General features: G+C 58.0%; 15 protein-coding genes. 7 read left to right on the top strand and 8 right to left on the bottom strand.

The window, feature by feature from the left end; all coding sequences use genetic code 11:
- Positions 1 to 47: 47 nt before the first annotated feature.
- Complete coding sequence (gene glpK / locus ACYZTX_RS24740; RefSeq protein ID WP_462036240.1) at positions 48 to 1,553, bottom strand: glycerol kinase GlpK; 1,506 nt, start codon at positions 1,551 to 1,553, stop codon at positions 48 to 50.
- Positions 1,554 to 1,628: 75 nt separating this feature from the next.
- A complete protein-coding gene (locus ACYZTX_RS24735) occupies positions 1,629 to 2,480 on the bottom strand; it encodes an MIP/aquaporin family protein (RefSeq protein WP_462036239.1) in 852 nt (283 codons plus the stop codon).
- Between the two features lie 368 nt (positions 2,481 to 2,848).
- On the opposite strand from ACYZTX_RS24735, the gene ybaK reads away from it, so the two are divergent.
- Positions 2,849 to 3,319, top strand: a complete 471-nt coding sequence (ybaK, locus tag ACYZTX_RS24730; protein ID WP_462036238.1) for a Cys-tRNA(Pro) deacylase — start codon at positions 2,849 to 2,851, stop codon at positions 3,317 to 3,319.
- Positions 3,320 to 3,425: 106 nt separating this feature from the next.
- Positions 3,426 to 4,208, top strand: a complete 783-nt coding sequence (locus ACYZTX_RS24725) for a PhzF family phenazine biosynthesis protein (RefSeq protein ID WP_462036237.1) — start codon at positions 3,426 to 3,428, stop codon at positions 4,206 to 4,208.
- Between the two features lie 91 nt (positions 4,209 to 4,299).
- Here the strand turns inward: ACYZTX_RS24725 and ACYZTX_RS24720 are convergent, their stop codons facing one another.
- Together ACYZTX_RS24720 and argF are read right to left on the bottom strand one after the other, a co-directional pair.
- A complete protein-coding gene (locus ACYZTX_RS24720) occupies positions 4,300 to 5,409 on the bottom strand; it encodes an ABC transporter ATP-binding protein (RefSeq protein WP_462036236.1) in 1,110 nt (369 codons plus the stop codon).
- Complete coding sequence (gene argF, locus ACYZTX_RS24715) at positions 5,406 to 6,326, bottom strand: ornithine carbamoyltransferase (protein ID WP_462036235.1); 921 nt, start codon at positions 6,324 to 6,326, stop codon at positions 5,406 to 5,408. Before argF ends, ACYZTX_RS24720 begins: the two co-directional genes overlap by 4 nt.
- Before the next feature lie 416 nt (positions 6,327 to 6,742).
- On the opposite strand from argF, the gene ACYZTX_RS24710 reads away from it, so the two are divergent.
- The 3 genes from ACYZTX_RS24710 (at position 6,743) to grxD (ending at position 9,706) form a co-directional block, all read left to right on the top strand.
- Positions 6,743 to 7,027, top strand: a complete 285-nt coding sequence (locus ACYZTX_RS24710) for a hypothetical protein (RefSeq protein WP_462036234.1) — start codon at positions 6,743 to 6,745, stop codon at positions 7,025 to 7,027.
- Positions 7,028 to 7,161: 134 nt separating this feature from the next.
- Positions 7,162 to 9,267, top strand: coding sequence for a molybdopterin oxidoreductase family protein (locus ACYZTX_RS24705; protein ID WP_462036233.1), 2,106 nt, complete (start codon positions 7,162 to 7,164; stop codon positions 9,265 to 9,267).
- A gap of 97 nt (positions 9,268 to 9,364) precedes the next feature.
- Complete coding sequence (gene grxD / locus ACYZTX_RS24700; RefSeq protein ID WP_282375364.1) at positions 9,365 to 9,706, top strand: Grx4 family monothiol glutaredoxin; 342 nt, start codon at positions 9,365 to 9,367, stop codon at positions 9,704 to 9,706.
- Positions 9,707 to 9,894: 188 nt separating this feature from the next.
- Here grxD and bfr read toward each other — a convergent pair whose 3' ends face one another.
- Entirely contained in the window at positions 9,895 to 10,368 is a 474-nt protein-coding gene (gene bfr, locus ACYZTX_RS24695) for a bacterioferritin (protein WP_064679481.1), read from the bottom strand.
- A 199-nt stretch (positions 10,369 to 10,567) separates the two neighbouring features.
- A complete protein-coding gene (locus ACYZTX_RS24690; RefSeq protein WP_149419067.1) occupies positions 10,568 to 10,786 on the bottom strand; it encodes a bacterioferritin-associated ferredoxin in 219 nt (72 codons plus the stop codon).
- A 303-nt stretch (positions 10,787 to 11,089) separates the two neighbouring features.
- Here ACYZTX_RS24690 and ACYZTX_RS24685 point away from each other — a divergent pair, with 303 nt between their 5' ends.
- Complete coding sequence (locus tag ACYZTX_RS24685) at positions 11,090 to 11,692, top strand: peroxiredoxin (protein ID WP_064679479.1); 603 nt, start codon at positions 11,090 to 11,092, stop codon at positions 11,690 to 11,692.
- 74 nt (positions 11,693 to 11,766) lie between these two features.
- Here the strand turns inward: ACYZTX_RS24685 and rnt are convergent, their stop codons facing one another.
- Both rnt and pyrC read right to left on the bottom strand, forming a co-directional pair.
- On the bottom strand, positions 11,767 to 12,444 hold the full coding sequence (gene rnt / locus ACYZTX_RS24680; RefSeq protein ID WP_462036232.1) for a ribonuclease T: 678 nt from the start codon (positions 12,442 to 12,444) through the stop codon (positions 11,767 to 11,769).
- The gene (gene pyrC / locus ACYZTX_RS24675; protein WP_462036231.1) at positions 12,441 to 13,487 is read right to left on the bottom strand and encodes a dihydroorotase; all 1,047 of its coding nucleotides are present in this window, start codon (positions 13,485 to 13,487) and stop codon (positions 12,441 to 12,443) included. Before pyrC ends, rnt begins: the two co-directional genes overlap by 4 nt.
- 159 nt (positions 13,488 to 13,646) lie before the next feature.
- Here pyrC and ACYZTX_RS24670 point away from each other — a divergent pair, with 159 nt between their 5' ends.
- The gene (locus ACYZTX_RS24670) at positions 13,647 to 14,555 is read left to right on the top strand and encodes a flagellar protein MotY (protein WP_462036230.1); all 909 of its coding nucleotides are present in this window, start codon (positions 13,647 to 13,649) and stop codon (positions 14,553 to 14,555) included.
- Positions 14,556 to 14,662 lie beyond the last annotated feature (107 nt).

Below are 14,662 nucleotides of genomic sequence, written 5' to 3'. Positions count from 1 at the left end.
AATCTGCTCCCGACCAGTTACAACCCTATTCGTGTCCCGGGCTTGGCTTATTCAGCGCCCTCGTGCGGTTCCCAATCGCGGGTGCGGCTGACGGCTTTTTTCCAGCCGGCATAGAGTTTTTCCTTCGCGGTTTCGTCCAGTGTCGGCTCGAATTCGCGCTCGATCACAGCCTTGCCGCGCAAGTCATCCAGGCTGGCCCAGAAGCCACAGGCCAGACCGGCCAGGTAAGCCGCGCCCAGTGCGGTGGTTTCGCGCATTTGCGGACGCTCGACCCGAGTGCCGAGGATGTCGGCCTGGAACTGCATCAAGAAATTGTTCGCCACCGCACCGCCGTCCACGCGCAGGGATTTCAAGCGTTCGCCGGAATCCTGTTGCATGGCGTCGAGAACGTCGCGGGTCTGGTAGGCAATCGACTCCAGCGCTGCACGAATAATGTGATCTACGCGTACGCCGCGAGTCAGGCCGAACAGGGCTCCACGGGCATACGGGTCCCAATACGGAGCGCCCAGACCGGTAAAGGCTGGCACGAGGTACACGCCGTTGCTGTCCTTGACCTTGTTGGCGAAGTATTCGGTGTCGTGGGCGTCGTTGATGATCTTCAGTTCGTCACGCAGCCACTGAACAGTAGAACCGCCGTTGAACACTGCACCTTCCAGCGCGTAAGCCACTTCGCCGCGCGGGCCGCAAGCAATGGTGGTGAGCATGCCGTGCTTGGACTTCACGGCTTTGTCGCCGGTGTTCATCAGCAGGAAGCAGCCGGTGCCGTAGGTGTTTTTCGCCTGGCCAGGCTCGACGCACATCTGGCCGAACAGGGCCGCTTGCTGGTCACCGGCGATACCGCCGATGGCAATGCCGCTTTTAGTGTGGCCGTAGACTTCCGACGACGATTTCACTTCCGGCAGCATCTCACGCGGGATGTCGAGGACTTCCAGCATCTTCGCGTCCCACTCCAGCGTGTGGATGTTGAAGAGCATGGTGCGCGAGGCGTTGGTGTAGTCGGTGACGTGTACCTTGCCGCCGGTAAATTTCCAGATCAACCAGCTGTCGATGGTGCCGAACAGCAGTTCGCCCTTGCGCGCGCGCTCACGGCTGCCTTCGACGTTGTCGAGGATCCACTTGAGCTTGGTGCCGGAGAAGTACGGGTCGGTGACCAGGCCAGTGGTATCGCTGATGTATTGCTCGTGGCCATCGCGCTTGAGCTGCTGGCAGATCTCGGTGCTGCGGCGGCACTGCCAGACGATCGCATTGTAGATCGGGCGGCCGGTGGACTTGTCCCAGACCACGGTGGTTTCGCGCTGGTTGGTGATGCCGATGGCGGCGACCTGGTCGTGATGCAGGCCGGCTTGAGCCAGGGCCTCGACCATCACGGCGCTTTGGGTGGCGAAGATTTCCATCGGGTCATGTTCAACCCAGCCGGCTTGCGGGTAATGCTGAACGAATTCGCGCTGGGCGGTGCAGACCACATTCGCGTCGCGGTCGAAAATGATCGCGCGGGAGCTGGTCGTACCCTGATCGAGGGCAATGATGTAGTTCTTATTCTGAGTGTCGGTCATGTCGATTGCCTTGGACGAAAAAAGGGAGTGAGGTCTGGCACGCGCTCTTATGGGCAGGATCACGCGCCAACGGTATCAAGAAGTTCTTGGTTTGCCGTCAATGGCCGGTACTGATTCCTTTGTAGCAGGTATGGCACTGGGCAGATGACGGGCAATCAGCCCGCGATAAGCGGCAGCGCCGAGGCAGGCACCGACAATCGGTGCAAAAATCGGAATCAGGAAATACGGGATATCGCGCCCGCCGGTGAAGGAAATTTCACCCCAGCCAGCGAAGAAAGTCATCAGTTTAGGACCGAAGTCACGCGCCGGGTTCATCGCAAAACCGGTCAGCGGTCCCATCGAACTGCCAATCACGGCAATCAGCAGGCCGATCAGCAGCGGAGCGAGCGGGCCCTTTGGCAAGCCATTGTTGTCGTCTGTCAGGGACATGATCACGCCCATCAGAATGGCGGTGATGATCACTTCAACCAGGAAGGCCTGTGCCGTGGACAAGACCGGATTGGGGAAGGTGGAGAACACCGATGCCAATTCGAGGCTGGCCTGAGTGCCACGAACCATATGGTGTGTTTGTTCGTAATCGAAGAATAAATTGCTGTAAAGCGTGTAAACCAACAACGCTCCACAGAAGGCACCCGCTACCTGGGCGAGAATATAGAAAGGCAATTTGCGCTTTTCGAAGTCAGCGAAAATGCTCAGGGCAATGCTGACGGCGGGATTGAGGTGAGCCCCGGAAACGCCGGCGGTCAGGTAGATCGCCATGCTCACGCCGATGCCCCAGATGATGCTGATTTCCCACAGGCCGAAGCTGGCGCCCGCGACCTTGAGCGCGGCAACACAACCCGTACCAAAAAAGATCAGCAACGCTGTACCCAAAAATTCGGCCATGCATTGGCTGGAGAGTGACGGTTGTTGTAAAGCAGTTGTCATTGAAAACCTCGTTTTTGTTGTTGTCTGGCGCTTTGGCATCAGGGTCAAAGCGCGATTTTCACCGTGGCAGAATCCCCATCCTGTTCTCGGCCTGCTGCTGGGTGCTGCGGTAAGACATTCGTACAGTATTCAGTTTCGAAAAAATATAGACAAGAAACGCTGCTGTCAAAGGTCGAAAGTGAACCGTCAGTCACAATCGAACTATTAGTCATGTGAATGACCACATCGTTCACGCGAAAGGCTGAACGTGGACGAACGGCAGAAGGCTCCGCCAAGCCTTTGAAATAGTGCCGTAATAGAGCCTTTTATTGATCAATGGCCTAGAATTCAGCGCAGTATTTTCTTCTGTCGCCAAGCCTGGAGCTGCCATGACCCCCGCATTGGATTTGTTGAAAAAAGTTCGTGCCGAACATCGTGTGCACAGTTACGAACATGATCCGAAGGCGGCGTCCTATGGGCTGGAGGCCGCGGAGAAACTGGGATTGGACCCGGCTCAGGTATTCAAGACCTTGCTGGCAGCCAGTGAGAAAGGTGAATTGCTGGTGGCCGTGGTGCCGGTCGTCGGAAGTCTGGATTTGAAGGGCCTGGCTCATGCTGCGGGCGTGAAAAAAGTCGAAATGGCCGACCCTGCCGCTGCGCAACGATCCACCGGTTACCTCTTGGGCGGGATCAGCCCGTTGGGACAGAAAAAGCGCTTGCGCACCTTTATTGATCATTCAGCTCAGCCCTTCGCCAGCATTTTTGTCAGCGCGGGACGACGTGGGCTGGAAGTCGAATTGGCACCCGCGGTGCTGGCCGAACATACCCAGGCGACGTTCGCTGATATCGGCCGCGCCTGACGCGGGCTTTCAGCCCGGCGCTTTATGGTGCAAATTAACGGGCTCTGTCACTGGTGCCGCGTTGTCGGCAACTGCATGCTCGGTGGCCTGACAAAGGGAGAAGGTTATGCAGCTTGAATTTCACCAGGTTGATGCGTTCAGTGATCGGCCGTTCAGTGGCAATCCGGCGATGGTCTATCGCCTCGATGCCTGGCTTGCCGATGAGCTGATGCAGAAGATCGCCGCCGAGCACAACCTCGCCGAAACCGCCTTCGTGGTGCGCGAAGGGCAGGGCTGGCGCATCCGCTGGTTTACCCCGACCACCGAAGTGCCGTTGTGCGGTCATGCCACTCTGGCCAGCGCTTACGTTCTGTTTGAAATCTATAAAGAGCCGGTCGAGCGACTGGACTTCGTCTGCAAGTCCGGCCCGCTGAGTGTGAGCCGTGAGGGTGAGCGCTTGTGGCTGGACTTCCCGGCCATCGTGCCGTCGGAAGTGGGCGTGACCCTGGATGTCGAGCGCGCGCTGGGTGTGGAAGCGGTTGATGTGCTGGGGTCGAACGAGTTGTTCGTGGTGCTGGAGTCCGAGCAGGCAGTGCTCGAATGTCAGCCGGACATGGCGGCGCTGGCGAAATTGCCGTGGCCGGGGGCAATTGTCACGGCCAGGGGCAGCAAGCATGACTTTGTGTCCCGCTACTTCGCCCCGGCGATCGGCATCAACGAAGACCCGGTGACCGGTTCCACCCATTGCAGCCTGATTCCGTACTGGTCGAAACGTTTGGGCAAGTCGAGCCTGACGGCTTATCAGCGTTCGGCGCGAGGCGGGGAGTTGTTCTGTCGACTGGAAGGGGATCGGGTGAGAATTGGCGGAAATGCGACGCTCGTTGCGAGCGGAACGCTAATGCTGGGTTGACCCCGAAAAAGATCGCAGCCTCCGGCAGCTCCTACAGGTGTACGTATTCCAATGTAGGAGCTGCCGAAGGCTGCGATCTTTTAGCGCTGGTTTAGTGGGCGGTGCTGTGGCGACGGACGCCGGACTCGACGACCGGAATCTGCGCCGCCGTACTGCCCGATGCCTGAAACAGCACCAAATGTTCAGCCGCGACACGAATGCCGACCTCCGAACCCACCTGATGATCAGCATGGCTCGGGAAAATCGACTCCAGCTGCGCACCGGTCGGCATCTGCAAGCGATACAAGGTCGACGCACCCTGGAAAGACTTGCCGACGATCCGCGCTTTCAAACCGTTGTCCGGTGCATAAACGATATCGTCCGGACGCAGCAACACATCCACCGCACCGCCAACCGGCCAGGTGTAGGCACGATTACCGCGTAACTCACCCAATTCGGTTTGCACCGACTCGGGGCTGCTCAGCTGACCGCGAATGAAATAACCCTGGCCGATGAAACTGGCGACAAACGGCGTCAGCGGTTCGTGGTACAGGTTGTAGGGCGTGTCCCACTGCTCCAGACGACCTTCCTTGAAAACCCCCACATGATCGCTCACCGCGAAGGCTTCTTCCTGGTCGTGGGTCACCAGAATCGCGCTGGTGCCACGGGCCTTGAGGATGTCGCGCACTTCATGGCTGAGCTTGCGTCGCAACTCGCCATCAAGGTTGGAGAAGGGTTCGTCGAGCAGCAACAGTTGCGGTTCCGGTGCCAGGGCGCGGGCCAGTGCGACGCGCTGCTGTTGGCCGCCGGATAGCTCATGCGGAAAGCGTTTGCCGAGGTTTTTCAGGTTGACCAGCTCCAGCAACTCTTCGGTGACGCGATCTTTTTGCGGGTGTTTACGGATCCCGAAGGCGATGTTCTCCGCCACGCTCAAATGCGGGAACAACGCGTAGTCCTGGAACACCATGCCGATCCGGCGCTTCTCCGGAGCGAGGGTGAAACCGGCGCGGGAGATCGTCTCGCCCGCCAACTGAATTTCACCTTCGTGCACCGGTTCGAAACCGGCAATGGCCCGCAGAGTGGTGGTTTTGCCGCAACCCGAAGAGCCCAACAGGCAACCGATGTCGCCGGCATTCAAATGCAGGTTGAGGTTCTGAACGACCCGCTGGTCTTGGTAGCCGCAGGCGAGGTTGCGCAGGTTAAGCAGTAATGGATGGCTCATGCGTGGTGGTACGCCGGTTCGACGAGAAACTCGAGCAGGGCCTTTTGTGCGTGAAGACGGTTTTCGGCTTGATCCCAAGCGACGGAGCGCTTGTCATCGAGCAAGTCGACGCTGATTTCCTCGCCACGGTGGGCCGGCAGGCAGTGCATGAACAGCACGTCTTCAGCGGCCAGGTCGAGCAGGGCGCGGTTGACCTGGAACGGTGCAAACAGCTTCAGGCGTTTGGCGGTTTCTTCTTCCTGGCCCATGGAGGTCCAGACGTCGGTGCTGACCAGGTGGGCGCCGCGTACGGCATCCTTCGGATCGCGGACGATGGTGACCCGATCACCGGCCTTTGCCACGAACTCAGGGTTGGGTTCAAAGCCTTCCGGGCAAGCGATGCGCAACTGGAAGTCGAGCTGCATCGCCGCTTCTATATAGCTGTTGCACATGTTGTTGCCGTCGCCGATCCAGGCCACGGTTTTGCCCTGGATCGAGCCGCGGTGTTCGAGGAACGTCTGCATGTCGGCCAGCAACTGGCATGGGTGCAGGTCATCGGACAGGCCGTTGATCACAGGCACGCGGGAGTTGGCGGCGAATTCGGTCAGGGTGCTGTGGGCAAAGGTACGGATCATCACGGCGTCGAGCATGCTCGACATCACGATCGCGGAGTCGCCGATCGGCTCGCCACGGCCCAGTTGGGTGTCGCGCGACGACAGAAAGATCGCCTGGCCACCGAGCTGGATCATGCCGGCTTCGAACGAAATACGGGTGCGGGTCGACGATTTCTCGAAAATCATCCCGAGTACGCGGTTTTTCAGAGGCTCGAACAGTACGCCGCGGTTACGCAGGTCTTTGAGCTCAATGCCTCGACGGATCACGCTGACCAGCTCTTCGGGCGTGCAATCCATCAGGGAGAGAAAGTGCCTTGCGCTCATCATTGACTACCTTTTTGCAACAGACCGCAGATACTCAAAGCCTTGTTTAACTGAGAAACGGGCGAGACCTGCGGCGTAAGCCGCACGGGGCGACGAAATAGGGGAAGGCGCGATCTTATAATTAAATGTCGCGTCTTACCAATAGGGCTACGGTGTTTAGGGGATTTCAGAGGGGCTACGGATGACCGCAGTAGCGCTTTTGAAGCCTGTTTCCTGACAGCAGCCCGCCATTTGTACACTGGGGTCGCGGGGCTTTGCAATCAAACGGGGTGGGAACGGCCTGGCTGCGGTCGGTTTCTGACCTGTCATTTGAAGCATTTGTGCTCAGGATCGATCAATGTGTCTTGTCTGAAACATTTGCTAAAGCATAGTGGCAGGTTATAACTAACCCACGAACGACGCAGGAAGCCTTCGGAATGGAATCGAAAGAACAACAGTTAATGGAATTACTCGGCCTTACGGCTCGCTCACTGACCCATCTCACCGCTTCCATGACCTCAATGTCCTTCGAGTTGATGCGCAGTGAAGACGAAGTGACCAAGGCCGCCGGCCGACGGATGATTGACCGAATGGCAACCATCAGCGCCGGGCTCGACGAACACTGGCGACTGATCGGCGAACTCACGGGTGTCCATATCGCTCATGAGCAGATCGAAACCATTCAGGAAATCCAGTTGCAGGTGCCGCCACTGCCGAACTGACGCCCAGTAGCCATCGGCTGGCCTGATGGTCGCCGATTCACAAGACGAACGTCGCTGGCGCAGCAGTGGGTCAGGCGCCATAGTTTTGTTCCCGCGGCCGATATCGCCCGCCCAGAACAAGACAGAGGCTGGCCATGACCAAGACTCTCCATCACCGTGCGTGCCACTTGTGTGAAGCCATCTGCGGCCTGACCATCGAAACCACCGAGGTCGAAGGCGCTGTGCAGATCACTTCAATCAAGGGTGACCCTCAGGATACATTCAGCCGCGGACACATCTGTCCCAAGGCTGTCGCCCTGCAAGATATTCAGAATGATCCGGATCGTCTGCGTCAGCCGATGCTGCGGGTCGGCAGCGAATGGCAACCCATCGAGTGGGAAGACGCCTTCAGCCTTGTCGCTGAACGGCTGGCGGCGATTCAGGAGCGTCACGGGCAGAACGCGGTGGCGGTTTATCAAGGCAACCCCAGCGTGCACAACTACGGGCTGATGACCCACAGCAATTACTTTCTCGGCCTGTTGAAAACCCGCAACCGGTTTTCTGCGACCTCGGTTGACCAATTGCCCCATCACCTGACCAGCCATTTGATGTACGGCCACGGGTTGTTGTTGCCGATCCCGGACATTGATCACACCGATTTTATGCTGATCCTCGGCGGCAATCCGCTGGCCTCCAATGGCAGCATCATGACCGTGCCGGATGTGGAGAAGCGCTTGAGGGCCATTCAGGCGCGCGGCGGCAAAGTGGTGGTGGTTGATCCGCGCCGCAGCGAAACGGCGGCGATTGCCGACCAGCATCTGTTCGTGCGCCCGGGTGGCGATGCCGCGTTGTTGTTCGGGCTGCTCAACACCTTGTTTGCTGAAGGCCTGACCCGCGACAGTCATTTGCCGGTGGAGGGTCTTGATGAGGTGCGGGAGGCGGTCGCCAGTTTCACTGCCGAGGCCATGAGCCCACTGTGTGCAGTGCCCGCCGAACAGATCCGCCAACTGGCGCGGGACTTTGCGGCAGCGCCGACGGCGGTCTGTTACGGCCGCATGGGTGTCTCGACCCAGGCGTTCGGTACCTTGTGCCATTGGGTTGTGCAGTTGATCAACCTGGTCACCGGTAATCTCGATCGTGTGGGGGGTGCGTTGTGCACCGAACCTGCGGTGGACTTGGTGGCGTCCACCTCAGGCGGGCATTTCAATCTGTGGCAGAGCCGGGTGTCCGGGCGTCCTGAATATGCTGGAGAACTGCCGGTGTCGGCGCTGGCAGAAGAGATGCTCACCGAAGGGGAAGGGCAAGTCCGCGCGCTGATTACCGTGGCGGGTAACCCGGTGCTGTCGACGCCCAATGGCCGGCAACTCGAACAGGCACTGGACGGTTTGGAGTTCATGGTCAGCATCGACCTGTACATCAATGAAACCACGCGTTATGCCGACCTGATTCTGCCGTCCACTTCGGCCCTGGAAAACGATCATTACGACACGACGTTTAATATGTTTGCGGTGCGTAACGTCACTCGGTTCAATCGCGCGATCCTGGCCAAGCCCGAAGGTGCGTTGCATGACTGGGAGATCTTCGTGGGGCTGGCCAAGGCCTTTGCTGCGAAGACTGGCAAAGCATTGAAACCCACTGTCGCTCCGGCACAGATGATCGATCAGGGCTTGCGGATGGGACTGTATGGCGACGCTTCGGAGCACAAGCTATCGTTGGCGACGTTGTTTGATCACCCTCATGGTGTCGATCTTGGGGCATTGAAATCCAACCTGGCTCCACGTATGAAAACGCCTGATCAGCGAGTCCAGGCCGCGCCTGCCGTGATCCTGGCTGACGTCGCCCGCTTTGCGGCGTTGCAAGCACCGGCCGCCGATGAGTTGCTGATGATTGGCCGCCGTCATGTGCGCAGCAACAACTCGTGGATGCACAACTATCACCGCTTGGTGAAGGGCAAGCCGCGCCATCAATTGCTGATGCACCCGGATGATCTGGCCAGTCGTGGGCTCACCGACGGGCAGCGAGTGCGGGTCAGTTCGCGGGTCGGTGTGATCGAAGTTGAAGTGCTCGGCAGTCTGGATATGATGAAAGGCGTGGTCAGCCTTCCTCACGGTTGGGGCCATGCACGGCCGGGTGTGCAGATGACCATTGCCAGTGGCCAACCGGGCTCCAGCGCCAATGACTTGACCGACGAGTGTCAACTCGATGAGTTGTCGGGCAATGCGGCGTTGAACGGTGTGCCAGTGACCGTGGCGGCGGCTTGATCAAGTCTGTCGGGGAGACCGAGCAGCGTGCTCGGGTTTCCGTTACAATGCGCCACCGTGCCGACCACTGAGTCGGAAAGTTCAGCCGAGGTGCTCCATGGATATCATCGAAACGATTAAAGAGCAGATTGCTAACAACACCATTCTGCTTTACATGAAAGGCTCGCCGAATGCCCCGCAGTGTGGCTTCTCCGCGAAAGCCGCGCAGGCCGTGATGGCGTGTGGCGAAAAGTTTGCTTACGTGGACATCCTGCAGAACCCGGAAATCCGCGCCAACCTGCCAAAGTACGCCAATTGGCCAACCTTCCCGCAACTGTGGGTCGGTGGTGAGCTGGTCGGCGGTAGCGACATCATGACTGAAATGTCGGCTGATGGTTCGCTGCAGTCCACGATCAAAGCGGCTGTTGAAGCGGCTGCTGCCAGCAAGACTGAAGCCTAAGACGATTGGCTCCTGTAGGAGCTGTCGAGTGAAACGAGGCTGCGATCTTTTGATCTTCAGTAACTAAAAAGCCCCGCTCCTCGAAAGAGGAACGGGGCTTTTTATTGCGCTTGATAAGTTATGTCGATGTCGCTGCTGCCATCGCCAGGATCGCAGCCTCGTTGCACTCGACAGCTCCTACACAGCTCCTACTCTTCGCCCATCTGCGATTGCAGATAGTTCTCAAGACCGACTTTATCGATGAGGCCCAGTTGAGTTTCCAGCCAGTCGATATGTTCTTCTTCGGATTCAAGAATATCTTCAAGCAGTTCGCGGCTGCCGAAGTCGCCAACGGTTTCGCAATGAGCGATAGCGACCTTGAGGTCGGCATGACCGGTTTTTTCAATACGCAGGTCACACTCAAGCATTTCCTGGGTGTGTTCGCCGATCTGCAGCTTGCCCAAGTCCTGGACGTTCGGCAGGCCTTCAAGGAACAGGATGCGCTTGATCAGCTTGTCCGCGTGCTTCATCTCGTCGATGGATTCGTGGTATTCGTGCTTGCCGAGCTTGTTCAAACCCCAATCTTCATACATGCGCGCATGCAGGAAATATTGATTGATCGCGACCAGCTCATTGGCAAGGATCTTGTTGAGATGCTGGATGACTGTAATGTCGCCTTTCATGATGGGGTCCTGCCCTGTATTAGCTGTCTATAAGGCAGAGTTTGAGCCGCGTAGTTAAGAGTGTCAAACCTAAGTTATTGAAACTTAAGTGAAAATTAATCGGAATAAGAATGTTTGTGTTCCGCGTCTAGAGCGTAAGCGATTGATTTTCAGACATAAAAAAACCGGACATTAAGTCCGGTTCTTTAAAATAGGGTAATTACGCGGCAGTAAATTCTACGGGGTAGGGAATCGAGGCCTGAGCCGATTGCAATTTGGTCAGGGTCTCGCGGACCACTTCTTTGGCAAGGCAGGCACATTTGCCGCATTGGCTGGCTACGCCGGTGGCCTGACGGACTTCTTTATAGCTGCAGCAACCTTCATAGATTGCATCGCGGATTTGACCGTCGGTGACGCCAGTGCAGAGGCAGACATACATAAGTGAAAACCGTCGCTGGTTGTGACTCAATTGCGATGGATCTTAATGTTAACGAGAATGATTGTCAAAGTGGTTTCTGAAAGCTTTTGTCGGGGGCTGACGAACGGTTTCTCCTCAGCGTCGATCACAAGGAAGATCTGTCGACAGCATTTCCCCCGGCAAAAAAACCGTTAAGGACAGGCCAAAAACGCAGTGTATGATGGCCGGTCCTTATGAAGCGGGTTCGTGTCACAGGGCTGTCGCCTGAAGGTGACAGGCTGATGCGAGCCCAGTTCTTCACGTTTTTACACCAGGAGATATCCAATGAGCGTACTCGTAGGCAAACAAGCCCCTGACTTCACCGTACCGGCCGTACTCGGTAATGGCGAAATCGTAGACAGCTTCACCCTGTCGTCGGCCATCAAAGGCAAATACGGCCTGGTGTTCTTCTACCCACTGGACTTCACCTTCGTTTGCCCGTCCGAGCTGATCGCTCTGGACAACCGCATGTCTGACTTCAAGGCACGCAACGTTGAAGTGATCGCCGTTTCGATCGACTCGCACTTCACCCACAACGCCTGGCGCAACACCCCGGTCAACAATGGTGGTATCGGTGAAGTCCGCTACACCATGGCTGCCGACCTGAAGCACGAAATCGCCAAGGCCTACGACGTTGAGTCCGAAGGCGGCGTGGCTTTCCGTGGCGCATTCCTGATCGACGACAAAGGCGTTGTCCGTTCGCAGATCATCAACGACCTGCCGCTGGGCCGTAACATTGAAGAGCTGATCCGTCTGGTCGACGCTCTGCAATTCCACGAAGAGCACGGCGAAGTTTGCCCTGCCAACTGGAAAAAAGGCGACAAAGGCATGACCGCTTCGACCGAAGGCGTCGCGGCCTACCTGACCGAGAACGCTGCTGCGCTGTAAGGCACGTTTGAGGCATAAAAAAACCGGCCGTTGAGGCCGGTTTTTTTTATGGGCGGGATAAACCCGACGACAGATCAGTCGTTGTAGTCTTCCCAGCCGCCCATTTGTTTCCAGCGATTGACGATGCCGCAGAACAACTCGGCCGTCTTCTCGGTGTCGTAGCGAGCCGAGTGGGCCTCACGACCGTCGAAGTCGATATCGGCTGCCTGGCAGGCCTTGGCCAGTACGGTTTGGCCGTAAGCCAGACCGGCCAGGGTTGCTGTATCGAAGCTCGAGAACGGATGGAACGGGTTACGTTTCATGTCCAGGCGTGCAACGGCGGCGTTGAGGAAACCCAGATCGAAGCTGCTGTTGTGCCCGACCAGAATCGCCCGTTTGCAACCATTGGCTTTAAGCGCCTTGCGGATGCCGCGGAAGATATCGGTCAGCGCTGTTTCCTCACTCACTGCCATGCGTAGCGGGTGATCGAGTTTGATCCCGGTGAATTCCAGCGCGGCCGCTTCAATGTTTGCGCCTTCAAAAGGCTCGACACGGAAGAAATAGGTGTGATCGGGGAACACAAACCCTTTTTCATCCATGGCGATAGTGGTCGCGGCAATTTCCAGCAACGCGTCAGTGGCAGAATTGAAACCACCGGTTTCAACGTCGACAACGACTGGCAGGTACCCACGGAAGCGTTCAGCCATCGGGTGGCGCGAACCACCTCCACCGCCTTGACCTTCCTGTTCGTCGTCGAAATGGTCTTCACTCACGCGTGTTCCTCCAGCAGGCGCCAGCGCAGTTTTTCACCGGCGCGCAGCGGGATTACGGTCAGCTCGCCAAATGGCAGGCTGGTTGGGGCGGTCCACTCATCGCGGACCAGGGTGATGCGATCGGTGTTCACCGGCAGGTCGTAGAAACGCGGGCCGTTCAAGCTGGCAAAGGCTTCGAGCTTGTCCAGCGCGTTGCGTTGTTCGAAGGCCTCGGCATACATCTCGATCGCTGCATAAGCGGTGTAGCAACCGGCACAGCCGCATGCTGCTTCTTTGGCGTGCTGGGCATGGGGCGCCGAGTCGGTGCCGAGGAAGAACTTGTCGCTGCCGCTGGTGGCGGCGTCGAGCAGGGCTTCCTGATGGGTGTTGCGCTTGAGGATCGGCAGGCAATAGAAGTGCGGCCGAATCCCGCCCACCAGCATGTGGTTGCGGTTGTACAGCAGGTGATGCGCAGTGATGGTCGCGCCAACATTGGCCGAAGCTTCGTTGACGAACTGCACGGCGTCGGCAGTGGTGATGTGTTCGAACACCACTTTGAGCGTCGGGAAACGCTCGACCACACGGCGCATGTGCTCATCGATGAAGATTTTTTCGCGATCGAACACGTCGACATCGCCACGGGTGACTTCACCATGAACCAGCAAGGGCATCCCGACTTCGGCCATGGCCTCGAGTGCAGGGAAAATCTTGTCGATGCTGGTGACACCGGAGTCCGAGTTGGTGGTCGCGCCGGCGGGGTACAGCTTGGCGGCGTGAATGAAACCGCTGGCCTTGGCCTCGCGAATTTCTTCGGGCTGTGTGCGGTCAGTCAGGTACAGCACCATCAACGGTTCGAAGCGACTGCCGGCCGGGCGTGCAGCGAGAATCCGCTGGCGATAGCCGTCGGCTTCAGCGGCGTTACGCACCGGAGGTACCAGGTTGGGCATGATGATGGCGCGACCAAAGGTGCGCGCGACATCCGCGACTGTATTGGTCAACACAGCACCATCGCGAAGATGAATATGCCAGTCGTCGGGACGCAGCAGGGTCAGGCGGTCGGACATGAGGGGATTCCAGGCGGGTCAAACTGAGGGGAATGCTACCGGAAAAGACTCTCTCAGGCACTCGCTATCAAGTTTTGCAGGAAGCTTCCGATATCCAACAGGTATGCCGTAAACATGTGTGTGTCGGTCTTTTTGTTGTAGAAGCCAGTGGAGCCTCCCGTGCGCCAGCGTTATTTAGCCTTGCTCAGCGTATTTGCCAGCCTTCCTGCGATGGCGCTCACTTTCCAGACCCGTCTGGAAAGCATCGAGTGGACGGTCGAAGGAGACAAATTCGAGTGCCGCCTGACTCAGCCGATCACCGATTTTGGTTCCGGTGAGTTCGTGCGCCGCGCTGGCGAGCAAGCGACGTTTCGTCTGAAGGCCTACAACGCGATGATCGGCGGCGGTTCGGCGACCTTGCTGGCGGCGGCTGCACCCTGGCAGCCAGGGCGTGGCGACATTAACCTCGGTTCCGTGCGAATCGGCAGTGGCAATGTGCTGTTCAACAGCTCGCAAGTACAGGCCGGGCGTTTGATCAGTGGCTTGATGGATGGCCGCAGTCCGGTTGTTCGACATTACTCTGGCGATGGCCGGATGTCGGAGGTGCGTCTGTTGCCGGTCAAGTTCAGCCAGGCCTTTAACGACTACCAAGGCTGCGTAGCAAAACTGCTGCCGAAGAATTTCGAGCAGGTCAAACAATCGCAGATCGGCTTCCCCGGCGAAGGCATCGATCTCGACGCGCAGGCCAAGACTCAATTGCAAGTGATGCTGGAATTCATGAAGGCCGACCCGACGGTCAACCACATCGAACTCGATGGCCACTCCGACAACAGCGGCAACCGCCTGACCAACCGTGACCTGTCGCGCCGCCGGGCGCTGGCGGTCATGGACTACTTCAAGGCCAACGGTATTCAGGAATCGCAGATCACCCTGCGCTTCCACGGCGAGCGTTATCCGTTGGCGCCCAATACCAACTCCACCAACCGGGCGAAGAACCGTCGGGTCAATGTGCACCTCGCGCGGGTTGCGCCCACCGAAGAACCAGCCCCTCAGGCCACTGCATCGGCAAGCGCCGCGTCGACCTCCTGAACCCGCCGTCACCGTCGCCCACTCGACATAATCTGTCGCTTCGTCGTCATAAGCTGTCGCGCCTCTGTAAATTATTCTGCATGACCGGTAGACTTGACGGCTTTCCG

The sequence above is a fragment of the Pseudomonas sp. MDT1-17 genome (genome assembly GCF_054898105.1).
The sequence above is the reverse complement of the archived record's forward strand: the minus strand, read 5'-3'. Positions and strand labels throughout refer to the sequence as shown.